The following is a 22,807-nucleotide window of genomic DNA, read 5'->3' as shown; positions in this document are numbered from 1 at the left end:
GCCGCGCTCAGCTGTGCCAGCCGCGCCCAGCCGAGCTGCCGATGGCTTCGGCATCGAACTGCTCGAAGGCCGCACATACCGCGGCCACCAGCAGGCGCGCATGGGACGGTATGCGTAGCCCGTAGTCGTTCAGCTCGATCACGCCATCGGCATGCAGTCGCCGCAGCGCCGGCCAGTGCCGCGCGTAGCGCTGGCGGACATCGACGCCGTGCTGTGCGGCGAGCGCCGCGAAATCCAGTTCGAAGGTGCAGACCAGGCGCTCGAACAGCGCGCGGTGCAGACGGTCCAGATGAAGCGGGTGCAGCCCACTGGTGCTGGGCAGCTGGCCCTGCTCGATGGCTCGTTGATAGGCGGGCAGCGTATCGGCGTTCTGGCAGTACAGTTCGCCGATGCGGCTGATGGCACCGATGCCAATGCCGAGATGATCGCAGTCGCCATGCAGCGTGTAGCCGGCGACATCGTGGTGCAGCACGCCGATCTCCTGCCCCATGGCCAGGTCATCGTGCGGCAGAACGAACTTGCCCAGGCCGATGTAGCGATAGCCGGCCGCGCTGAGCTGCTCGACACCATGCCGGTACATCGCCAGGGTATCGGCAATCGAGGCCAACCCCAGACGGCTGCCACCCACCGGCGCGGCATCACGGTAATCGAACATCGTCACCTGATCGGGTGCGAGTTCGATGATCGAGGCCAGCTTGCGGGCGAAGCTCGCCGGTGTCTGCCAGGACCGGCCGTAGCCAAGATCCAGGTTCACCGAGCGATAGTGCAGCGCGTGTGCCGCCTCGATCACCGCACGAATACGCGCGGAGCTGCGGAAGTAGGCCACCGTGCCACCGTCGTCGGCGCGCAGGTCCGGAACGCTGACGCTGAGTTGGTTGAAGCCCAGCTCATGCAGCGCACCGATCAATGGCCAGTCGGCGTGCGCCAACTCGATTTCGGCGGTGAAACTGGCCGCGCCACTCTCGGCCAGCTGGAAGCGCGACTTGAGCACGCCGACCAGCCGGCGCAGCGCCGCGATACCCAGCGTGCCGACAGACAGGTGCAACTGCTCGACCTGCTGGGACGGCCCGACATGGCAGGCAAGCTGTTCGATCTCATGCTGCAGGCTCAGCTGATACGCAGCCGCATCGTCGGCCGGCAGGGCTGGCCCGACGGGTTGCCGGACCGACAGCGACAACGGCCGACCGGCGCGCCGGCTTTCTCGTAGCGCACGTAGCAGGTCCAGCGGCGCGATGCGGTCGGTGAAATCGAATACGGCCGGATAGCCGCATTGCAGCTGACCGATCTGACCGTAACGTTGCACCAGGCCGTCGTCCCAGTTCACTGAGCCAAGCATAAGAGCCTCCCGGCATCGAATAGCGCTTTTGCAGTCGTAGAAGTTTCATCGCCAGCCGCATTGCCACAGCTGTGCCTACGCCGGTGGTGGCGTTTCAGGCCAGCGCAACAACGCTCACGGCCGCCTTGGACGCATCATCCGTGAGCCGCCACGGGCGGCGTTGACCCCCGTCAAGTAGGTGACAAATGGCGCCAACCATCAGCCGGACGGTCAGAAAGCCGGCGACACCCCACGCATTCGGCGCTGGCCGGCGGGCTTTGGGAAACGCGCGGCAGGTGGTATTGGTAGCCCTACTCTGCTGACAGGAGCCGAACATGCAAGCAACCGAGCTGCCCGCGGCGCTGGCTGCGGCGACCCGTGTCGTCGTCTTTACCGGGGCCGGCGTCTCTGCCGAAAGTGGCATCCCGACCTTTCGCGACGCGCTCAGTGGGCTGTGGGAGCGCTTCGACCCCGCCGCGCTGGCCACGGCGGAGGCCTTCCGTCGCGATCCCGCGCTGGTCTGGGGCTGGTACGAATGGCGGCGCATGCAGGTGGCCAAGGCACAACCAAACCCGGCGCACCAGGCTATTGCCGAGCTGGCCGGCCATGTGCCGCAGCTCACGCTCATCACGCAGAACGTCGACGACCTGCACGAGCGCGCCGGCAGCCGCGAGGTGATCCACCTGCACGGCAGCCTGCACCGGCCGCGCTGCTTCGACTGCGCCCGCGAGCCGGCCGAGCCGCTGCCCGTGCCCGACGAGCCGGAAGGCGGGCGTCGTCTCGAGCCGCCACGCTGCACTCATTGCGGCGGATCGCTGCGGCCGGGCGTGGTCTGGTTCGGCGAGAGCCTGCCGGATGATGCACTGCACGCCGCCTTCGCCGCCGCACAAGACTGCGACCTGTTGCTCTCGGTCGGCACCTCCGGAATGGTCTACCCGGCCGCCGAGGTGCCACATCGGGCACGCGACGCCGGCGCCACGGTGGTGCATATCAACCCGCAGGGTGACGCGCCGCAGGGCCGCCGCGAACACCTGCTCGCGCTGCCCGCCGGCCAGGCATTGCCGCAGCTGCTCCGCGAGGCCTTCGGTAGCTAACGGCAGCATGCAGATCGCCCCAAATCAGTGAGCGCACCGCGCCTGTCGCACCGAAGTGGTTCAGCCGCCTCGTGCGGCAGGCTGCGAATCAACCCCCCAGACAAACCCGCGCGGGCCCGCCAACTGTGGCCTGCAGCGGTGCATCAACGCAGCTGGCACGCAACCTGCTAAATCCCTTGCAACAGCTGCCACCACGGCAGCACGTCCCAGGCGGTCACCGACGACCGCCTGCCAGCAGGCACGGGACCGGGTGACGCAGGCAACGACGCCAGGCCAATCGCCCCCACACATATTTGAAACCAGGCAAAGGCGCCTGGAGCTGACCCCCAGCTCCAGGCGCCTTTTTGCGTTTTGCCGGCCGCGTGCCGCAGCCGCTCGAGAGGAAAGGCTATGAGTTCAACCGTCACCCCGCTCAAGCACGAGACATTGGTCATTGTCGGCAACGGCATGGTCGGGCATCACTGCATCGAACAGCTGATCGAACAGGACGCCCTCGCCCGCTACGACGTGCACGTCTTCGGCGAGGAACACCAGCGCGCTTACGACCGCGTGCACCTGTCCGAGTACTTCGGCGGCCGCGATGCCGAATCGTTGGCGATGTGCAATGCCGATTACTACAGCAGCCACGGCGTAAAGGTCCACCTGGGCGAGCAAGTGCTGGAGATCGACCGCGAGCGCAAGGAAGTGGTCACCGGCAGCGGTCGCCAGCCCTACGACAAGCTGATCCTCGCCACCGGCTCCTACCCCTTCGTACCTCCGATTCCAGGTGCCGAGGGCAACTCGCGACTGGTCTACCGCACCCTCGAGGATCTCGATGGCATTCGCGCTGCCGCCAGCGGCGCACGCCGCGGGGTGGTGGTCGGCGGCGGCTTGCTCGGCCTGGAGGCGGCCAACGCGCTGAAGTCGCTCGGCCTGGAAGCCCACGTGGTCGAGTTCGCCCCGCGCCTGATGCCGGTGCAGCTGGACGATGCCGGCGGCGCGGCGCTGAAGGCGCGCATCGAGGCGCTGGGCGTCGGTGTGCACCTGTCGCGCGCCACCCAGGAAATCGTCGCCGGCGAGCAACACGCCTACCGCATGGTTTTCCAGGATGGTGAGTTTCTCGAAACCGACCTGATCGTGTTCTCCGCCGGCATCCGCCCGCAGGATGCCCTCGGCCGAGTCGCGGACCTAGAGATCGCCGCGCGCGGCGGCATCGTCATTGACAGCGAATGCCGCACCTCGGACCCGGCGATCTTCGCCATCGGCGAATGCGCCAGCTGGAACGGCAGCGTATTCGGCCTCGTCGCGCCGGGCTACAGCATGGCGCGCAGTGTCGCCGCGCAGCTGGCCGAGAAACCGCACGAGCCGTTCTACGGCGCCGACATGTCGACCAAGCTCAAGCTGCTCGGCGTCGATGTAGGCTCCATCGGCGATGCCCATGGCGCGACCCCGGGCTCGCGCAGCTACCGCTTCATCGACGAGGCGACCGCCAGCTATCGCCGTCTGGTGGTATCCGCCAATGGCAAGACCGTGCTCGGCGCGGTGCTGGTCGGCGACAACAGCTACTACGACACCCTGCTGCAGTACGCGCAGAACGGCATCAAGCTGCCGGCCGATCCGTCCGCGCTGATCCTGCCGCAGACCGAGGGCGCTCCGACCCTTGGCCCGGACGCCCTGCCGGCCAGCGCGACCATCTGTTCCTGCCACAACGTCAGCAAGGGCGCGGTGTGCTGCCAGGTCGACGCTGGCGTCACCGACCTCGGCGAGCTCAAGGCCGTGACCAAGGCGGCCACCGGCTGCGGCGGCTGCAATGCCCTGCTCAAGCTGGTGTTCGACGCCGAACTGGCAGCGCGCGGCGTGGCGGTGGACAAGAGCCTGTGCGAGCACTTCGCCTACACCCGCCAGGAGCTGTACGGCATCGTCCGCGTCGAGGGCATCCAGAGCTTCGCCGAACTGCTGGCCAAGCATGGTCGCGGGCATGTCGGTTGCGACATCTGCAAGCCGACGGTGGGTTCGATCCTCGCCTCCTGCTGGAACCAGCCGATCACCGATCCGGCGCTGATTCCGCTGCAGGACACCAACGACACCTTCATGGCCAACATGCAGAAGAACGGCACCTACTCGGTGGTGCCGCGCATCCCGGGTGGTGAGATCACGCCCGAGGGGCTGATTGCCATCGGCCAGGTGGCGAAGAAATACGACCTCTACACCAAGATCACCGGCGGCCAGCGCATCGACCTGTTCGGCGCTCAGCTGCACGAACTGCCGGACATCTGGGGCGAGCTGATCGCCGCCGGCTTCGAGACCGGCCACGCCTACGGCAAGAGCCTGCGCACGGTGAAATCCTGCGTCGGCAGCACCTGGTGCCGCTACGGCGTGCAGGACAGCGTCGGCATGGCGCTGCGCCTGGAGGACCGCTACAAGGGCCTGCGTGCGCCGCACAAGATCAAGTTCGCCGTATCGGGCTGTACCCGCGAATGCGCCGAGGCGCAGAGCAAGGACATCGGCGTGATCGCCACCGACAAGGGCTGGAACCTCTACATCTGCGGCAACGGCGGCATGCGCCCGCGGCATGCCGAACTGTTCGCCACCGACCTCGACGACGAAACGCTGATCCGCATCATCGACCGCGTCTTGATGTTCTACGTGCGCACCGCCGACAAGCTGCAGCGTACCTCGGTCTGGCGCGAAAGCCTGGAAGGCGGCCTGGACTACCTGAAGGACGTCATCCTCGACGACAGCCTGAACCTCGCCGCCGAGCTGGAGAGCCAGATGCAGCACGTGGTCGACAGCTACCAGTGCGAATGGGCCAACGCCATCTCCGATCCGGAGAAGCTCAAGCGCTTCCGCACCTTCGTCAACGACGGGCGCGCCGACCCGGACATCCACTTCGTCAAGGAGCGTGGCCAGCGTCGGCCGGTGCGCGCCAGCGAACTTCACCTGATCCCACTTACCCAGGAGGTGCTCTGATGAGCCAGTCCAACGTCGTTCGTCTCGACTCCCGTTCCAACGCGCCGGCGGCCTGGCAGACGCTGTGCAGCCGTGCCGATCTGGTCGCCAATTCCGGTGTGGTGGCCTGGCACGATGGCGCCCAGGTGGCGCTGTTCCACCTGCCTGACAACGCCGACGGCGAGCAGCTGTTCGCCATCGAGAACCGCGACCCCAAGTCGGGCGCCAACGTCATCGGCCGCGGCATCGTCGGCAGTCTCAAGGGCGAACTGGTGATCGCCTCGCCGCTGTACAAGCAGCACTTCCGCCTGGCCGATGGCAGCTGCCTGGAGTACCCCGAACAAAGCCTGCGGGTCTGGCCGGTGCGCCTCAATGGCGATGCCGTGGAAATCGCCGTCGCCTGAATCCGCCGCCGGCGACGCGGCACAACCCACAACTTGCAAGTTTCTGCCCACTACTCGAGAGCATCCGCCATGTCCTACATAATCCCTTCGGAGTTCGCCACCAAGATGGTGGACGCCGGCGAATCGAAGATATTCATGTCCACCCGCGACACCCTGATCCGCGCCTTCATGGCCGGAGCGATCCTCGCCCTCGCCGCGGTGTTCGCCGTCACCATCACCGTGCAGACCGGTTCACCGCTGATCGGCGCCATGCTCTTTCCCGTCGGCTTCGTCATGCTTTACCTGATGGGGTTCGACCTGCTGACCGGGGTGTTCATGCTCACCCCGCTGGCATTGCTCGACCGTCGCCCCGGGGTAACCGTCGGCGGTGTACTGCGCAACTGGGGCTGGGTATTTCTGGGCAACTTCGGCGGTGCGCTGGCCGTGGCCTTCATGATGGCCTTCGTCTTCACCATGGGCTTTTCCACGGAGCCGGGGCCGATCGGCGAGAAGATCTCGCACATCGGCGAGGCGCGCACACTGGGCTACGCGGAGTTCGGCGCGGCGGGCTGGGCGACCATTTTCCTGCGCGGCATGCTGTGCAACTGGATGGTCTCGATGGGCGTGGTCGGCGCGATGATCTCCACCTCGGTCAGCGGCAAAGTGATCGCCATGTGGATGCCGATCATGCTGTTCTTCTTCATGGGCTTCGAGCATTCGGTGGTGAACATGTTTCTGTTCCCCTCGGCGATGATCATGGGCGGCGACTTCTCGGTGATGGACTACATGCTCTGGAACGAAATCCCCACCGCGCTGGGCAACCTGGTCGGCGGCCTGGCCTTCACCGGCCTGACGCTCTACACCACCCACGTGCGCACCGCACCCAAGCGCACCGTCTACTGACCCTGGAGTGAACGAAGGCCCCGGCTCGCATGCGCGCCGGGGCTTTTGCGCAGATTGAAGATGCCCAGCCAACTCGCCATTTCCCTCGGCCAGCATTCGGACCGCGGACGCAAACCGGCCAACCAGGACTTTCACGGCGCCTGCGTGCCCGCTGACGCCCAGCTCGCCAGCAAGGGCATCGCCATCGCGCTGGCCGATGGCATCAGCAGCAGCGAGGTCAGCCATGTCGCCAGCGAAACCGCGGTGGCGAGCTTTCTTTCCGACTACTTCTGCACCTCCGACGCCTGGTCGGTGAAGCAGTCGGCGCAGCGGGTGCTGGTGGCGATCAATTCCTGGCTGCATGCGCAGACCCGCCACAGCCCGCACCGCTATGACCGCGACCGCGGCTATGTCTGCACCTTCAGCGCGCTGGTGCTCAAGTCCGCCAGCGCGCACCTGTTCCACATCGGCGATGCGCGCATCTATCGACTGCGCGACGGCGGCCTCGAACAGCTGACCGAAGATCACCGCGTGCGCGTGTCGGCCGATACCAGCTACCTCGGCCGCGCGCTGGGCATCGACCGGCACCTGGAGATCGACTACCGCACCCTGCCGCTGGCGGTCGGCGATCTGTTCCTGCTCGCCACCGATGGCGTCTACGAGCACATCGGCGCGCGGGATGCGGCGCAGCTCGTCGCCGAGCATGGCGACGACCTCGACCTGGCGGCGCGCCGGATCGTCGAGCGGGCATTGGCCAACGGCAGCGACGACAACCTCACCGCACAGCTGGTGCGCATCGACAGCCTGCCGGAGCAGGCCGTCGACGACGTGCAGCGGCAACTCGGCGAACTGGCGCTGCCGCCACTGCTGGAGCCGCGCATGCAGTTCGACGGCTACCGCATCGTCCGTGATCTACACATCAGCAGCCGCAGCCATGTGCATCTGGCCGTCGACGAAGCCAGCGGCGCGACCGTGGTGCTGAAGACACCGTCGATGGATCTGCGAGGCGACGCGGCCTATCTGGAGCGCTTCCTGCTGGAGGAGTGGATCGCCCGCCGCCTGGACAATCCTCATGTGGTCAAGGCCTGTCCGCCACCGCGGCAGCGCCGCTACCTGTACACGGTGAGCGAATTCATCGATGGCCAGACGCTGGCGCAGTGGATGCTCGACCATCCACTGCCGGACCTGGAAACGGTGCGCGGCATCGTCGAGCAGATCGCCCGCGGCCTGCGCGCCTTCCACCGCCTGGAGATGCTGCATCAGGACTTGCGCCCGCAGAACCTGATGATCGACGCCACCGGCACCCTGAAGATCATCGATTTCGGCTCGACCCGCGTCGCCGGGCTGACCGAGCGCAACGCGCCGGGTACGCAGGACAACCTGCTCGGCACCGCCGCCTATACCGCCCCGGAGTACTTCCTCGGCGAGGCCGGCACGCCGCGCTCGGATCAGTATTCGCTGGCGGTGATTGCCTATCAGCTGCTCAGCGGTCGCCTGCCCTACGGCGCCGACGTCGCCAGGGCACGCACCACTGCAGCGCAGAAACGCCTGTGCTATCAGCCGCTGCGCCATGCGCAGCGCGATATCCCCGCGTGGATCGACGAAGTGCTGGGCAAGGCGCTGCATCCCGACCCGGCGCGGCGCTATGCCGAACTGTCGGAGTTCGTCTTCGAGCTGCGCCAGCCCAACCCGGCGTTTCTCAACCGGGCCCGCCCGCCGCTGCTGGAACGCAATCCGCTGCTGTTCTGGAAGGGCCTGTCGCTGCTGCTGGCCGGTACAGTAGTTGCGCTGCTGTTGCGCTAGCTGCGCTGGCGCAACAGTGCCGTGGCACCCTGAGGCTTGCGCGTGTACCAGAACACCCGGCTGACGCCGCGGGTGATCGCCACATAGCCCAGGCGCAGGCTTTCATCGGCCATGGCCTGGTCATAGCTGTTGCGGAAGAAACCCGAGTAGGCATACAGCGCATTGCGCAGCGGGTGCGGCTGCACCGGGGCGCAGTCATCGATGATGATCGCCACCTCGGCCTGCAGTCCCTTGGCGCGGTGGATGGTGTAAGCCTTGACCGGCAGCTTGCGGTCCAGCTGCGCCTGAATGGTCCGCAGCGGCTCGTTGCGCCGGCTGAGCAGCAGCACCGCGGTGCGTTCGCGGCTTTGCCGTTCGGCCACATGGGCGCACTGCGCAGTGATCGCCTCGATCAGCTTCGGCAGGCCCTTGTTCAGCTCGAAACCGGTGACCAGCTTTACCCCGTGGTCGCCGGGCTGCGTCGGCTTGCATGGCCGGCTGGTCTTGATCTGCTTGAACTGCACGCCGGCCAGCACCGCCTCGCCATCGCGAATCACCGGCTCGATGGAGCGGTAGTTGGTCTCCAGCAGCAGCGTCTCGCTGCCCTTGGCGCCACGCCGCGGGAAGTACTTGTCGAAGTCCATGAACAACTCCGGCGAACTGCCGCGCCAGCCGTAGATCGACTGCCAGTCGTCACCAATGGCCATCAGACTCGGGCCGACCTTCTGTCGCGCCAGCTGGCGATGCAGCGCTTGCAGCCACTGGACGATCTGCGGGGAAATGTCCTGAAATTCGTCGATCAGCAGGTGCTCGAACGGGGCAAGGCTGGCCTGTGGCATATCCGAGCCTGAGGCCAGGCGCTCGGTGAGCTGTTGAAAGGCCTCGTTGAAGGTCAGCAGCCCCTGCTCACGCAGCGCGGCCCTGAAGTAGCCATGGAAGCTCACCAGCGCCTCGATGAAATCCTTTTCGCGCGACGCGCACTGCAATCTGGCCGCTTGCAGCTGGTCGATGCGAATGCCGATGCTCTCGATAAACCCAGCCTGGGCGTAGAAGGCCTCGTAAAGCGGCAGTGGCGTGAACTCGCCGGCTAGGGTGAAGGCATCCCCTGGCGCTTTTGGTGCGGCGCGTTTGCTCTGCTCGGCTTCGGCCGCAGGCTCAGGCAGATCGAGCAGGCGGTGCACCCGTTCGCGGAATGTCGCCTGCTCGGCGTAGCACTGCTGATAGGCCTGCTTGAGCAGGCGAACTTGCGCCGGACGCAGGCGTCCGGTGGCCAGCGGGTTGTCCGGATCGTCCGCCGCGGCGGCCTTGTCGTCCAACTGCTCGAACCACACCGGCCGGGCCAGCACCTCACGCGCCAGCTGCGCCATGGCCGAATGGAAGGTGCGCACGCACTGGCGCGCCTGCTGCGCATCGAACGGCACCTGCCAGAAGCCGAGCACCCGCACCAGCTGTTCGCGCAGCTGCGCGCAGGAGGCATTGGTAAAGGAAATGACTGTCAGTCGCCCAGGCTCGACGCCTATGTGGCAGAGCATGAACACCACCCGCAGCAGCAAGGTGGTGGATTTGCCGGAGCCGGCGCCGGCGAAGATTCGCGTCACCGGGCTGCGGCTGAGGATCATCGCCCATTGCTCCTGCGATGGTGCGCTGATGATCCCGGCAGCCACCGCCTGCTCGACGCGGTCGCGCATCGCGCGGACCTGCGCATCTTCGACCTTCAGTTGCGCAGCCGCATAGATGCCCTGAACGACCGCCTTGCGCGGCTTGGCGGCGGCACGCGGCGGTCCTTCCGAGGTGCTCTTTGACTTGGCTGCAGGTTTGCCCTTGCGTTTGCTGGCCGCGGCCTTGTTCGCCTTGCCAGGCGCACCGCCCCAGCGGCGAAACAACAGCTCGTCCTCTTCTCGCAGATGGGCCGAGGTACGTGGAAAACAGCGCTGCAGCACCCCGGCGACCAGGGCCCTGTAACGCTTGACGGCAGAAAGCATCCGAAATCACCGTGGGCATTGCATATCGTTGATATGGTACGGGTTTTTCCCTGTACTCTGGCCGCTGCAAGGACGAACTGCAGCGAATCGCACCATCAATCGCTTGCCTTGCCGGCACGACTTCCCGGGCAATCGGCTGTCCGAGCTGAACCAGCTCTCGTCTGGTCCACCCTGCCCTGCCTACACACCGGATACGGATCGCTACTGATGGACCCAGCAGCACACCTCTCGCCTGACGACTCGAACCACGCATTTCTCCCCGCTGGCAGCGAGCTCGGCGCGCTGATTCGCCGCTTCGACTGGTCGCAAACCACGCTGGGGCCTCTGGCTGACTGGCCGTCGAGCCTGAAGACCGTCACGGCCATGCTGCTGCTCTCGCCAACACCCATCGTCCTGCTCTGGGGCGAGCGCGGCATCATGATCTACAACGACGCCTACTCCCTGTTTGCCGGCAGCCGGCACCCGCAACTGCTGGGCTCGGAGGTACGCGAGGGTTGGCCTGAAGTCGCCGATTTCAACGACAACGTGATGAAGGTCGGCCTGGCTGGCGGCACGCTGTCGTACAAGGATCAGGAGCTGGTGCTGTACCGCAACGGCCGCCCCGAGCGCGCCTGGTTGAACCTGGACTATTCGCCGGTGTTCGATGATCAGGCGCAGCCGGCCGGCGTGATCGCGCTGGTCGTGGAGACCACGGAACGGGTAATGGCCGAGCGTGAGCTGCAGGGCCAGCAAGCACGCCTGCAAGAGATGTTCGAACAGGCACCCGGGCTGATGGCGATGCTGCGCGGCCCGGAACATGTCTTCGAGATGGCCAACCCGGCCTATCTGCGGGTGGTGGGCGAACGCGAGGTCATCGGCAAGCCGGTGCGCGAGGCGCTACCCGAAGTCGAGCGGCAGGGCTTCATCGACATTCTCGACCGGGTCTATCGCAGCGGCACCGCCTTCGTCGGCTCCGGTATCCGCGTTGGCCTGCAGCGCATCCAGGGAGAGGCGGAGGAAGAGCGCCTGCTGGATTTCGTCTTCCAGCCGGTGACCGATGCGAATGGCGATGTCTGCGGCATTTTCGTCGAGGGTCATGACGTCACCGAGCGCGCCGAGGCCGAACAGGCCCTGCGCGAAAACGAACAACGCTTGCGTTTCCTCGACGCACTGGCCAAGGAAACCGCCCGCAGCGTCGACGCAGACGCCATCCTGAATATCACCACACGCATGCTCGGCGAGCATCTGGGCCTGTCCAGCTGCGCCTACGCCGACATGGAGCCCGACCAGGACAGCTTCACCATCCGCGGCGACTGGTCGGCGCCGGGCTGCATGAGCATCGTCGGCCACTACCGGCTCGCCGCGTTCGGCGGCCTCGCGGTCCAGAAGCTGCGCGCTGGCGAAGCCTTCATCGTCGACGATCACCTCGCCCGCCTGCCCGCCGCCGACGCGGCGACCTTCCAGCAACTGGATATCGCCGCCACCATCTGCCTGCCGCTGGTCAAGGAGGGCCGACTGACCGCACTGATGGCCATTCATGACCGCGTGCCTCGAGTATGGAGCGCCTGCGAGCTCGCCCTGCTCAGAGAAGTCACCGATCGCTCCTGGGCGCACATCGAGCGTGTGCGCTCTGCTGCGGCAGTCAGGCAACGCGAGCAGTGCTTTCTGGAACAGCTGGAAGCCAAGGTCGCCGAGCGCACCGCGGCGTTGGCCCGCAGCGAGGCGAACATTCGTGCGGTGCTGGAAACCTCGCACCTGTACATGGCGATGCTCGCGCCGGACGGCGCGATTCTCTATGTGAACGCCACGGCGCTGGCGGGCATCGGCGCCCGCTTCAACGAACTGGCCTACCTGCCATTCTGGGAATCGCCCTGGTTCGCCGCGACACCCGGCATGCCAGAGAGGGTCCGCGAGATGACGCGGCGGGTGGCGGCCGGTGCCACCGAGCGCGAGACCATGACCCTGAACATGCCGCAGGGCGTGCGCGTCTTCGATTTCTCCGTGCGCCCGGTCACGGGCGAGGACGGCAGCATCTTCGCCCTGGTACCCGAAGCGCTGGACATCAGCGAACGGGTGAATGCCGAACAGGCACTGCAGCAGCTGCACAAGATGGAGGCGCTGGGCAACCTCACCGGCGGTATCGCCCACGACTTCAACAACCTGCTGATGGCCGTCCTCGGCAGCCTCGACCTGCTGCGTCGGCGCATGCCCGCCGACCCCGCGCTGCTGCGCCTGGTGGACAATGCCAGGGCCGGTGCCGAGCGCGGCGCTTCGCTCACCGCGCGCATGCTCACCTTCGCCCGCAAGCAGGAACTGCACAAGATGCCGATCGACCTGGCGCAACTGATCGCAGGCATGAAGGAACTGCTGCACAGCTCACTCGGCCCGACCATCCAGCTTCAGGTCGAGCTGCCGACCCGGCTGGCGCGGGTGAAGACCGATCCCAACCAGCTGGAAACCGCCCTGCTCAACCTCGCCGCCAATGCGCGCGACGCCATGGCCGGCGTCGGCCATATCCGCATCACCGCCGAAGAACTGAGCCTGGCCGAGGAGCAGAACGGCTTGCCCGCCGCACGCTACGTGCGCCTGGAGCTCAGCGACAGCGGCGCTGGTATGGATGACGCGACCCTCAAGCGCGCGGTCGAGCCCTTCTTCACCACCAAGGGTGTCGGCAAGGGCACCGGGCTCGGGCTGTCCATGGTCCATGGGCTGGCCGAGCAATCCGGCGGCCGCCTGGTGCTGCGCAGTTCGCCCGGCGCGGGCACCACCGCCGAGATCTGGCTACCGGCCTTGAAAGCGGAAAACGGTCCGGCGTCGGCGCCTGCCACACCGGCGCACGAGGAGATCCCGCGGCGCACGACGAAGCCGCTGACGCTGCTGGCGGTGGACGACGACGAGCTGGTGTTGTTCAGCACCGCCGGCATCCTGGAAGCAGCCGGACATCGAGTGTTCACCGCACGATCGGCCGGCGAAGCGCTGGACCTGCTACGGGTCAACCAGGTCGACATCCTGGTCACCGACCACGCCATGCCGCTGATGAGCGGCGCGCAGCTGGCGGCCGTGGTGCGGGAAACGCGCCCGCAGCTGCCGGTTCTGCTGGTGTCCGGTTACGCCGAACTGCCCTCCACCACACCTGCGCTAGCGTTGCACCGGCTGGCCAAGCCCTTCACCCCGGAGCAGCTGCTCGACGCCATCGAGCTGCTGCGTGGCGGCTCCTGAACAGATGGCGCCGGCGTAATCGTCAGCTGCCGATCACGCTGCCGTCATCCTTGGTGATCAGCACCGTGGACGAGCGCGGGCGTGACTGGCCGTCGCTGGCCGGAAAGCTCAGCCCCGGGTGCTGCACGTTGATCCACATGGCGCGGTAGTCCGGGCTCCAGGTGATGCCGGTGATCTCGCAACCCCGCGGCCCGACCAGGAAACGCCGCACCTCGCGCGTTTTCGGATCGGCGCAGAGCAGCTGATTGGTGCCCATGGCCTGCATCACCGATTCGTCATCGTCGAAATCGGTTTCGATCCACAAGCGCCCGTCACGATCGAAGGCCAGCCCGTCCGGCGAGGAAAAGCAGTCGCCGTCGATGGTGCCGATCAGGTTGGCGGCAACCGGCCGGCCCTGGGCATCTCGCGCACCACGACGCTCGCCAGCGAGCAGGAAGACCTCCCACTGGAAACGCGTCGCCGCCGGGTCGCCGCCCTCCTCCTGCCAGCGCAGGATCTGTCCGTGCAGGTTGTTCGGTCGCGGGTTGGCCTTGTCCAGCGGCTGCTTGGTGCCGCGCCCGTCATTGTTGGTCAGGGTGACGTAGACCTCGCGGGTATCGGGATGCACCGCGACCCACTCCGGCCGGTCCATCGGCGTCGCGCCGGCGCGGTCGGCAGCGGCGCGGGCATTGAGCAGCACCTCGGCCTGGCCGGGGAAGCCGTTTTCCGCGGTCAGGCCATGCTCACCGTGCACCAGCGCCAGCCACTGGCCACTGCCGTCAGCATCGAAACGCGCGACATACAAGGTGCCCTCATCCAGCAAGCGGCGGTTGGCCGCGTCCGCACCGGGCACGTAACGGCCGCTGGGAACGAACTTGTAGACGTACTCGCCCTTGGTATCGTCGCCCGAGTAGAACGCCATGCGCCCGTCCTCGCCCAGCGACAGCACCGAACACTCGCGGCAGTAGCGGCCAAAGGCGGTGCGCTTGACCGGCGTGCTCTGCGGATCGAACGGATCGACCTCCACCACCCAGCCGAACCGGTGCGGCTCGTTGACGAAGCCGCCATGGGGTTGGCCTGCCTGCGGCGTGGCATCGAAACGCGGATCGACCGTGCCCCAGCCGTAGAGCTTGCTCATGCCGCTGCCGGCGATGCCGTAGCGGTTGTGCGAGACGCGCGCGGCAAGATCGTCGGCGTCGTGGTTGACGAAGTAGTTGTGCCAGTTCTCCTCGCAGACCAGATAGGTGCCCCAGGGCGTGAAGCCGCTGGAGCAGTTGTTCAGCGTACCGAGCACCGTCGTTCCTTCCGGATCGTCCATGGTCTGCATCGCTGCATGGCCAGCCAGCGGCCCGGCAATGGCCATCGGCGTCATGCCGGAAATGCGGCGGTTGTAGGGCGAATCCATCACCCGCTGCCATTCGCCCCGCGCGTCCTTGCGCACCTCGATCACGCTCAGGCCGTGGGCCGCCTGCTCCTTGCGCACCTGCTCCAGCGGGCGCCGGCCGGCCACTACGGCAATGCCGTCGGGATGCAGCGTCGGGTTGACGTATTCGTGATTGATGGCCAAGAGGCCACGGCTGTCGGGCGCGTCGGGGAACGGGAAGAAATGCATGCCGTCGTGGTTGTCGCCGGCCTGCTTGAGCTGGGCGTGCCAATCGTCGCTGGCATCCGGCTGCCACTCGGGTGCGTCGGCATGCACCGGATCGCCCCAGGAGAAGAACACCCGGGCGCTGTAACCCGGCGCCACCTCGACCCGGTCGAAGTGCGGGTCGAGCCGGGTCGGAATGCCTTCGAAGCCGAGCAGCGAATCGCTCCGGGTTGCAGCTCGCGCGCCGGCCATCCCACCGCCGAGAAAGGCGATGCCGGCCAGGCCCAGGCCACCCTTGAGCAGCCCGCGCCGGCGTTGATCGATCGCCTGCTGCAACGGCACGTTGCCGCTCGGATTGACCGGTTGGTCGTCATGAGCGCCCACGCTCGCGTGAAAATCGGTGAAATCCTGTTTCATCGAAAACGGTTCCTGAGTCGTAACGGCATCATTCGATGCGGTAATGGAAGGTGTTCTTTACGTCGGGCACGGCAACCGCGCGGCCGTCGACGATGCGCGGCTGGTAGCGAAAGCTCTTGGCGGCGGTGAGTGATGGGCGGATGAACAGCGGATGGCAGTCGCCGACCACTTCGGGCGAGCGCACGCGCCCGTCGACGCCCACCGTGTAGCTGACCGTGCAGGAACCCTGCAGCCCGGCGTCCAGCGCCCGTTGCGGGTAGACCGGCGGCTTCTTGGCGATCGGCAGGTACTGCCGGCTGGCAGCCTCGGCCGCTGCAGCCTGTCGTGCGCGCTCAGCCGCTTCGGCGCGTGCCGATGCCTCGGCTTCGCGCGCCGCCTGCAACCGTGCCTCTTCCTGAGCCATCCGTTCCCGCTCCTGTGCCTGTTCCTGGCGGCGTTGCTCGTCGCGCTGACGCTGCTGTTCGCGCTGGCGTTCCAACTGCTCGCGCTGCTGCTTCAGCTGCTCGGCCTTGCGCTCCTCTTCGGCGCGCTTGAAGGCCAGCTCGGCCTGCTCGAGTCGCTGCTGCTGGGCGTGGGTATCGACCTGCGGCTCGCGCGGCGGCGGTTCGACCGCGGGCTCGACGGGCGGTTCGACCGACACTGCGCTCTCGGTTGGCGCCGGCGGCGGCAGGCTGATCAACTGGGTCTGCATCACCTGGGTGGCGACCGGCATTTCCAGCGCTGGCGACCAGCTGCCGAGCAACAGCGCGAACAGTCCGGCGTGCATCCCGAGGGTCAGCAATGCAGCCCCGGCCGGACCGATCCACTGTCGCGGGACAACTTCGCTGCCATGCGCGGCGGGCGTGCTGAAGGTCATCATCACGGCTGCCCGGCTCCGGCCGGCGCCTCGGTGATCAGCCCCAGGTTGACCACCCCGCCGCGCTGCAGCTCGGCGATACCGGCGACCACGCGACCGTAGTCCGCCGCCTCGTCGGCACGGACATAGACCTGGGTGTCGCCGCGCTCGGCGATGATCGCGCCGACCTTGGCCTGCAGCTCGGCCAGGTCGACGGCGCTGTCGGTCTGGTTGTCGATGTCCAGCTCGCTGCCCAGATTCCAGTAGAAGCCGCCATCGGCCTTCACCGAGAGCGTGAGGATCTGCCGCTCGTTCTCCACCGGCAGCGCTTCGGCTGCGACCTTGGGCAGCTCGATCTTGACGCCCTGCACCAGCATCGGCGCGGTGACCATGAAGATCACCAGCAGCACCAGCATCACGTCGATGTAGGGCACCACGTTCATTTCCGCCTTGGGCCCGTGTTTGTGCTGTGGCCTGACTAGCATGGCTGTCCTCCTCAGGCGGCTGCGGCGACGTTGGGTGAAGCGGCGTGCAGGCGCCGATGCAGGCGCGCCTGCAGCTCGTTGCCGAATGCGTAGTAACGGCCGACCAGCGTCTGCCCACGGGCAGCGAAGCGGTTGTAGGCCATCACCGCGGGAATCGCCGCGAACAGGCCGATGGCCGTTGCGATCAGCGCTTCGGCGATGCCCGGCGCGACGGTCGAGAGCGTCGCCTGCTGCACCTGCGACAGGCCGAGGAAGGAGTTCATGATTCCCCACACGGTGCCGAACAGGCCGATATAGGGGCTCACCGAACCCACGGTCGCGAGAAACTGCAGGCCCTTTTCCAGACGCTCCTCCTCCTCGGCGACGGCCACGTAGAGGCTGCGCTCGACACCCTGCACCACTACATCCGGCGCGATCCCCGGCTGGCGTTGCAGCTGGGCGAATTCGCCGTAACCGGCGAGGAAGATGCGCTGCAGCGCGGCCTCGTCCGGCAACGGCTGCGCCTGACCTTCGCGATAGAGCTGGGCGAGATCGCCGCCCTGTCGGAAGCGCTGCAGGAAGCCGCGCTGCAGCCGTTCGGCGCTGCGCAACGCCACGCTGCGACGGATGATCAGGTACCAGCTCGAAACCGAGGCCAGGACCAGAATCATCATCACCGCCTGCACCACCAGGCTGGCTTCGCTGATCAGGCCCCAGACGGACATGTGCTCGAGAGTCGTTTGCATGAATCGTTTCCTCCTGCCCGACTGGGGCAGCTGCTATTGGATGGCGGGCCGGTTACCGGGCGATGACGTCAGTCCAGCCCCAGCGCATCGGCAACCGCCGACCAGGGCAGGTACTTGTAGTTCTGCGTGCCTTCAGGCATGCGCTTGCGGCCGTCCTGCACCACCAGCATGCCGCGGTTCCAGATGCCGCCGAGGTCTGCCGAGGTGACTTCCAGCCCATCGGTCTCGGACGCGCCGTCGATGCCGCGCTCGGCGTTCAGGCCGACACGGAAGGCGCCGCGTACGGCATAGGGCGCCTGGGCATCGAGCACCACATAGCTGTCGTTGCCCTGGCTGGAAATCACCAGGTAGTCGCCGCGCTCGCCGTGGTAGATGGCCAGACCTTCGATGTCGTCGTAGACCGGCCCGCCGACACCGATGACCTGTTCCGGCACCGCCGGCACCTCGGCGCGGGCATCGACCACCCACACCGCGACGTCTTCCTCGCCGACGAACAGCCGCTCGCTGCGGTCGTCGGCCACGCAACCCTCGGGCTGGCTGTCCAGCTTGAAGCGCCGCACCAGCTCGCCACGCGGCTGGCCGGAGCGACCATCGAGGCGGTACTGCAGGAAGGTGCCGTCCTTGTCGTTGGCGATGGCGTAGGTAGTGCCCTGGCGATCCTGGAACATGCACAGGCCATAGATTTCGCTCAGCGGCGTGGCGATCTCGCCGACATCGCGGAGCACCCCGCTCGCCCGGTCGATGGCGAACAGGTGCAGGCTGTTGTGATCGCGATTGCTGGCCACGGCCAGGTCCACGCGCTTGCTGCCAAGGCGGAAGCCGCTGCGCACATCGACGTTGTTCAGCCGGCCGACGCGCAGGTCCTGCACCTGACGGCCGTCGAGGTCGTACACCACCAGGCCGCCCTTCTTGTCGGTGCCGAGCACGCGACTCTGCGCCGGATCGCGCGGATGGACCCAGATCGCCGGATCATCGGCGGCATCACCCAGGCTCGGCACCGGGCCGGTCTCCACCGCGGCCGGCAGGCTTACGATCGGCTCGGCTTGCGACAGCGCGGTCGGCTGCCAGTCCAGACGGGCCAACTGCAAGCCGCGTTCGTCCGCCAGCAGCAGCTCGACGCCCTCGGCACCGCGGCGCGCGCTGATGCGTTCCGGTTCGTCGAAGCCGTCCAGTGCGATGACTTCATCGGCTTGCCAGCCGGCTTCGTTCTGCCGGTACAGATGCAGCACCGAGGCTTCGGGATCGAGCGCCAGCAGTCCGCCCGGCACCAGGCTCATGCCCGCTGCGGCATGGGTCAGGCTGCCGAACGGCTGGCGCAGATCGACCGGCTCGCGCTGCAACGGCGCCTCGGCGTCGGCAGGGTAGCGCCAGAAGCCGATGGCCTCCTCGTTGACATAGAGCTGCCCAGCCCTGTCATCGGTCTGGCAGAAGGCGCTCTGCGGCGGCAGGCTGAGCCCGCGCACGCGCCGTGCCTCACCGAGCAGGCGACCCTGGCTGCCGACCAGCCATTGCTCGCCGACACCCTCCTCGCCGAGCAGGAACAGGAAGTCGTTGCGCGCGCTGTCGCGGTACAGGCACAGCCCCTCGATGGCGAATGCAGTGCGCGGCAGGTACAGCGGCTGGCTCCAGGCACGCGCGGGATTCAGGCCGATCAGCATCGCCTGCTGGCGCTTGCGCTCGACGGTGGCGAGCAACAGGCCTTTATCGTCGACGCGATGGTCCAGCCCTTCGAAGCGCCCGGCGTGCTGGGCCAGCGTATTGCCGGTCTTGTCCAGCAGGCGCAGGCCCTGGTCATCGACCTGCACACGGTCGGCGCCAGCCCAGGGGGCGTCGCCGTTTAGCAGCTGGGCGTACTCGAGGCCGGCCAGCAGCGGTTCGCTGATGTTCAACCGGGCCGACTTCGCCGGCGTATCTGGTTGCGTGGACTGGCAGGCCGCCAATGCGATGCACAGGCCGAGCAACAGGGTTTTGGGTAGTGCGTTCATGGTGTATCCATTCAGGCTGCCGCGGGCCGGCGCCCGGCCGTAAAGGGGAACGGCGGGCACCGGAGCGGCATAGGGGTCAGAAGTGGGTCAGCGTCAGGCCGAGCTTGTAGGTCGGGCCGTACTCTTCGTACTGGGCGTTGTAGGCGTGGCGACCGCTGTAGACGTAGTAGGTCTCGTCCGTCAGGTTCAGCGCCTCGAAGGTCAGCTGCAGGCTCGGCGTGATGAAGTAGCCGGCCTTGAAGTCAACGAACAGCTGATCGTCGACATAGAGGTCGTGCGCCTCGTCGTCGATACCGGCCACCTCGTAGAGGTAGTCCGACTTGTAGTTGGCAGCCAGGCGCAGGTTGAGCCGGTCGTTCTCCCAGCCGAGCATCAGGTTGCCGACCGTGTCGGAGTGGTTCGGCAGGTCGATGCTGCGCTGCATACCCTGCCCCTCGATGTCCGCGTCGGACTGGCTGAAGGTGGCGTTGGCGCCCAGCAGCAGGCCATTCCACGGCGCCGGCAGCCAGTCGAGCTTCTGCGAGTAGGCCAGCTCCAGGCCGTAGAGCTTCGCGCTGCTGCCGTTCTGGAAGCTCAGCGCTTCGTCGAACGCGGCCCACTGGCCGGTGCCGGCCAGGTCGGTGTTGTAGATGAAGTTGTCGATGTCCTTGTAGAACAGGTAGGCCGAGACCACGCCGGCGCGGCCCATGTAGTGCTCGATGCCGAGGTCGTAGTTGATCGATTCCAGCGGTTTGAGATCGGGGTTGCCGAACTCGGCTGCGTCGTCTTCGATGACGAAACCGGGCGCCAGCTGGCCGAAGGTCGGGCGCACCACGCTGTTGGTCCAGGCGGCGCGGATCATGGTGTCGTCGGTGAGCTGGTAGCGTACGTGCAGCCCGGGCAGCCAATGGTGGTAGTCATTGCTGCTGGGGATGGACTCGAACTGACCGTCGCGCAGGCCGGTGCCCTTGGCGCTGAAGCGCGTGCCTTCGTAGCGCAGGCCAGCGATGACGCGCCAGCGGTCGATGTCCACGGTGTTCATCAGGTAGGCGGCGTTGATGTCCTCGTGCATGTCGAAGTCATTGATGCGCGACTCCTCCTCATCGTAGAACTCGCTGGCATCGAGACCGCCAATCGCGCCCTCGATGGCCGAGGCGCTGATGCCTGGGCCGAAGCGGCCGAGCGCGTAGTCGACGTTGCCGCCCTGGAAATCGGCCAGGGTCAGGTCGTCGAAATCGTCGTACTTCCAGACTTCGTTATCGTTGTCCTTGTGCCGGCGGCTGAGCTTGCCGCCGAACTTGGCCTGCGCGGCGTAACCCTGGATGTCGTACTCACGCGCAAGGTCCAGGCGGATGTTCTTCTCGCGGTCACGGGTGTCGCTTTTCTCCCACTCCACTTCATCCAGCTCGAAGGACGCCGGGTCGTAGAAGGACGAATCGATCATCAGGCGCGGCTTGCGGCTGCTGGAGAAACCGGCATCGGCGAAATCGCCCTCGAAGGTCGCGCTGGCGATGCCGCCCGGATTGCGCTCGCGCGACTGGCTGTAACCGGCCTGCCCGCTCAGGGTCCACAGGCCCATCATGCGTTCACCGCCGAACACGTAGGACTGCACGGTCTGGGTGTCCTCGCGGGACTTCAGCTCGCGCCAGCCCTCGGCGTCACCGGTCTCGCCCGGCAGCTGCGAATCCTCGAAGGCGACACCGGCGGCGTTACGCGTTTCGGTGTCCTTGAAGCGGCTGTACAGCGTGCGCAGGTAGTAGCTGCTGACATCGTCCGGCTTGTAGTCGAAGTTCAGCCCGAAGCCGGTGCGCTCGCGGGTGATCGCGTAGTCGCGCTGCTCGAGTTCCTCCAGCCGCGCGCCGTCGTCGGCAAAGTCCCACTTGCCGCCGGTCTCGACGTTGTCCGAGCCGAAATCGCGCTCCTGCCAGCTGACGGCCGCGGCGACGCCGAAATTGTCGACGCCATCGCCCAGGCTGAAGCGGTTGCTGATGGCGCCGGAGAATTTCGGGCTGGTCTTGTCGACGTTGTCGTCATAGCTGCCCTCACCGCTGAGGCTGTAGAACAACCCGTCATGGTCGAAGGCCGACAGGCTCTGTACCTCGATGGTGCCCCCCAGAGAGTTGGCATCCATGTCCGGCGTCAGGGTCTTGACCACCGACAGCGACTGCACCAGCTCCGATGGCAGCACGTCGAGCGCCACGGCACGGCGATCGCTCTCCGGCGATGGGACCAGGGTGCCATTGATGGTGACGCTGTTCAGGTCCGGCGCGATGCCGCGCACGCTGACGAAACGCCCTTCGCCCTGGTCGCGCTCGACCGAGATGCCCGGAATGCGCTGCAGCGCCTCGGCGGCGTTGTCGTCCGGCAGCTGGCCAATGCCATCGGCGTGAACGACGCTTTCGACACTGTCGGAATTGCGCTGGTCCTTCAGTGCCTCGTCGATGCTGACGGCCTGGCCGATGACCTCGACGTGCTCCATGACCAGCGGCTCCTCAGCCCAGGCCGAACCGGCGCTGACAGCCAGGGCCAGCAGGCTGATGCGGAATCCTGCATGGCGGATGCCGCTGCGGTATGTGTTCATGAACGATTCCCCCGAATGGTGTTTGCCGGGTCCATCCCGGAACTGCAGCGGACGGTAGGTGGGGGATATGGCGGTTCTGTGACAGGGGATTTGGGGAGGGGTTGGAAAGGTGGGTTTTGGGGGATTTTGGAGGTGGGGTTGAGCTGATATGACCTGTTTTCAAAGCGAGCTGCGCGCCAGAGCCGTTTTTTGAAGGGGGCGAAAGATCCTGTTTCGCCCTGCTGGGCGAGTCACTTTTTCCAGACGCGGAAAAAGTAACCAAAAACGCTTTGCCCCTGCATACGGCCCCGCGCTACGCGCGGGGTTCGTTCGCTACATCGCTGCTCCAGGGGTCGGCTTACAAGGGCCATCCATGGCCCTTTAAGCCTTTCGCCGCATCCATGCGGCTCACCCCCTTACACAGCGATTCCGCTCACCCTCCTGAAGGGGCGTCGGGTGTCGCCTGATGGTCACTGCAAGTAAAAGCCGGGGAGCACTCCTTGCAATCCGATCCAAGCTCCTACGAGGAGAACCTGCGCCAATCATGGCGCTGGAAAGCCAAAGTTTGACCTCCAGCACCGGAGCGTGGGATCCACAAACCAGTTGATACCGCGCCGCTTCGGGACATTGCACTGACTAAACAGCAACGCCAATCGCCCCTTTCAGGAGGCTGAGTGCAATCGTTGCGTA

14 protein-coding genes are annotated in these 22,807 nt (G+C 66.5%); 6 read left to right on the top strand and 8 right to left on the bottom strand.

Features of this window, described 5'->3' with window-relative positions:
• Positions 1 to 7: 7 nt before the first annotated feature.
• Positions 8 to 1,336: an oxygen-independent coproporphyrinogen III oxidase gene (locus NAO55_RS05085; RefSeq protein WP_102841219.1), complete on the bottom strand. Its 1,329-nt coding sequence runs from the start codon at positions 1,334 to 1,336 to the stop codon at positions 8 to 10.
• Positions 1,337 to 1,650: 314 nt separating this feature from the next.
• Here NAO55_RS05085 and NAO55_RS05080 point away from each other — a divergent pair, with 314 nt between their 5' ends.
• The 5 genes from NAO55_RS05080 to NAO55_RS05060 all read left to right on the top strand — a co-directional run bounded on the left by NAO55_RS05080 (position 1,651) and on the right by NAO55_RS05060 (position 8,405).
• Positions 1,651 to 2,409, top strand: a complete 759-nt coding sequence (locus tag NAO55_RS05080; protein ID WP_102841220.1) for an SIR2 family NAD-dependent protein deacylase — start codon at positions 1,651 to 1,653, stop codon at positions 2,407 to 2,409.
• 390 nt (positions 2,410 to 2,799) lie between these two features.
• Positions 2,800 to 5,358 (top strand): nitrite reductase large subunit NirB, encoded by a 2,559-nt coding sequence (nirB, locus tag NAO55_RS05075; protein ID WP_102841221.1) that lies wholly within the window; start codon positions 2,800 to 2,802, stop codon positions 5,356 to 5,358.
• Positions 5,358 to 5,741: a nitrite reductase small subunit NirD gene (gene nirD / locus NAO55_RS05070; RefSeq protein WP_102841222.1), complete on the top strand. Its 384-nt coding sequence runs from the start codon at positions 5,358 to 5,360 to the stop codon at positions 5,739 to 5,741. The genes nirB and nirD overlap by 1 nt, the downstream gene beginning before the upstream one ends.
• Before the next feature lie 69 nt (positions 5,742 to 5,810).
• A complete protein-coding gene (locus tag NAO55_RS05065; protein WP_102841223.1) occupies positions 5,811 to 6,623 on the top strand; it encodes a formate/nitrite transporter family protein in 813 nt (270 codons plus the stop codon).
• A 60-nt stretch (positions 6,624 to 6,683) separates the two neighbouring features.
• A complete protein-coding gene (locus NAO55_RS05060) occupies positions 6,684 to 8,405 on the top strand; it encodes a bifunctional protein-serine/threonine kinase/phosphatase (protein ID WP_102841224.1) in 1,722 nt (573 codons plus the stop codon).
• On the opposite strand, the gene NAO55_RS05055 is transcribed toward NAO55_RS05060, so the two are convergent.
• Positions 8,402 to 10,366, bottom strand: coding sequence for a DEAD/DEAH box helicase (locus NAO55_RS05055; protein WP_102841225.1), 1,965 nt, complete (start codon positions 10,364 to 10,366; stop codon positions 8,402 to 8,404). The two genes, NAO55_RS05060 and NAO55_RS05055, sit on opposite strands and share 4 nt — an antisense overlap.
• 207 nt (positions 10,367 to 10,573) lie before the next feature.
• Here NAO55_RS05055 and NAO55_RS05050 point away from each other — a divergent pair, with 207 nt between their 5' ends.
• Positions 10,574 to 13,564, top strand: coding sequence for a PAS domain-containing protein (locus NAO55_RS05050; protein WP_102841226.1), 2,991 nt, complete (start codon positions 10,574 to 10,576; stop codon positions 13,562 to 13,564).
• Between the two features lie 22 nt (positions 13,565 to 13,586).
• On the opposite strand, the gene NAO55_RS05045 is transcribed toward NAO55_RS05050, so the two are convergent.
• From NAO55_RS05045 to NAO55_RS05020, 6 genes are all read right to left on the bottom strand, one after another.
• A complete protein-coding gene (locus tag NAO55_RS05045) occupies positions 13,587 to 15,548 on the bottom strand; it encodes a PhoX family protein (protein ID WP_102841227.1) in 1,962 nt (653 codons plus the stop codon).
• A gap of 28 nt (positions 15,549 to 15,576) precedes the next feature.
• Positions 15,577 to 16,407, bottom strand: coding sequence for an energy transducer TonB (locus tag NAO55_RS05040; RefSeq protein WP_102841228.1), 831 nt, complete (start codon positions 16,405 to 16,407; stop codon positions 15,577 to 15,579).
• Entirely contained in the window at positions 16,407 to 16,868 is a 462-nt protein-coding gene (tolR, locus tag NAO55_RS05035) for a protein TolR (RefSeq protein ID WP_102841229.1), read from the bottom strand. The genes NAO55_RS05040 and tolR overlap by 1 nt, the downstream gene beginning before the upstream one ends.
• Positions 16,869 to 16,879: 11 nt before the next feature.
• Positions 16,880 to 17,593, bottom strand: coding sequence for a protein TolQ (tolQ, locus tag NAO55_RS05030; protein WP_102841230.1), 714 nt, complete (start codon positions 17,591 to 17,593; stop codon positions 16,880 to 16,882).
• 68 nt (positions 17,594 to 17,661) lie between these two features.
• Positions 17,662 to 19,578: a phytase gene (locus tag NAO55_RS05025; protein ID WP_102841231.1), complete on the bottom strand. Its 1,917-nt coding sequence runs from the start codon at positions 19,576 to 19,578 to the stop codon at positions 17,662 to 17,664.
• A 76-nt stretch (positions 19,579 to 19,654) separates the two neighbouring features.
• Positions 19,655 to 22,138 carry a TonB-dependent receptor gene (locus tag NAO55_RS05020; protein ID WP_102841232.1) on the bottom strand — a complete coding sequence of 828 codons (2,484 nt, stop codon included), beginning with the start codon at positions 22,136 to 22,138 and terminating at the stop codon, positions 19,655 to 19,657.
• Positions 22,139 to 22,807 lie beyond the last annotated feature (669 nt).

The organism is Stutzerimonas frequens (genome assembly GCF_024448335.1).
Lineage (GTDB): Bacteria > Pseudomonadota > Gammaproteobacteria > Pseudomonadales > Pseudomonadaceae > Stutzerimonas > Stutzerimonas frequens.
Note: the sequence above shows the minus strand (reverse complement) of the source record. Positions and strands in the feature narration are given on the sequence as shown.

Coding starts and splice junctions, on each gene's coding strand:
- NAO55_RS05025 (WP_102841231.1), bottom strand. CDS start 19,578: ATGAACGCACTACCCAAAACCCTGTTGCTCGGCCTGTGCATCGCATTG.
- tolR (WP_102841229.1), bottom strand. CDS start 16,868: ATGCTAGTCAGGCCACAGCACAAACACGGGCCCAAGGCGGAAATGAAC.
- NAO55_RS05080 (WP_102841220.1), top strand. CDS start 1,651: ATGCAAGCAACCGAGCTGCCCGCGGCGCTGGCTGCGGCGACCCGTGTC.
- NAO55_RS05020 (WP_102841232.1), bottom strand. CDS start 22,138: ATGAACACATACCGCAGCGGCATCCGCCATGCAGGATTCCGCATCAGC.
- NAO55_RS05065 (WP_102841223.1), top strand. CDS start 5,811: ATGTCCTACATAATCCCTTCGGAGTTCGCCACCAAGATGGTGGACGCC.
- NAO55_RS05045 (WP_102841227.1), bottom strand. CDS start 15,548: ATGAAACAGGATTTCACCGATTTTCACGCGAGCGTGGGCGCTCATGAC.
- tolQ (WP_102841230.1), bottom strand. CDS start 17,593: ATGCAAACGACTCTCGAGCACATGTCCGTCTGGGGCCTGATCAGCGAA.
- nirD (WP_102841222.1), top strand. CDS start 5,358: ATGAGCCAGTCCAACGTCGTTCGTCTCGACTCCCGTTCCAACGCGCCG.
- nirB (WP_102841221.1), top strand. CDS start 2,800: ATGAGTTCAACCGTCACCCCGCTCAAGCACGAGACATTGGTCATTGTC.
- NAO55_RS05050 (WP_102841226.1), top strand. CDS start 10,574: ATGGACCCAGCAGCACACCTCTCGCCTGACGACTCGAACCACGCATTT.
- NAO55_RS05085 (WP_102841219.1), bottom strand. CDS start 1,336: ATGCTTGGCTCAGTGAACTGGGACGACGGCCTGGTGCAACGTTACGGT.
- NAO55_RS05040 (WP_102841228.1), bottom strand. CDS start 16,407: ATGATGACCTTCAGCACGCCCGCCGCGCATGGCAGCGAAGTTGTCCCG.
- NAO55_RS05055 (WP_102841225.1), bottom strand. CDS start 10,366: ATGCTTTCTGCCGTCAAGCGTTACAGGGCCCTGGTCGCCGGGGTGCTG.
- NAO55_RS05060 (WP_102841224.1), top strand. CDS start 6,684: ATGCCCAGCCAACTCGCCATTTCCCTCGGCCAGCATTCGGACCGCGGA.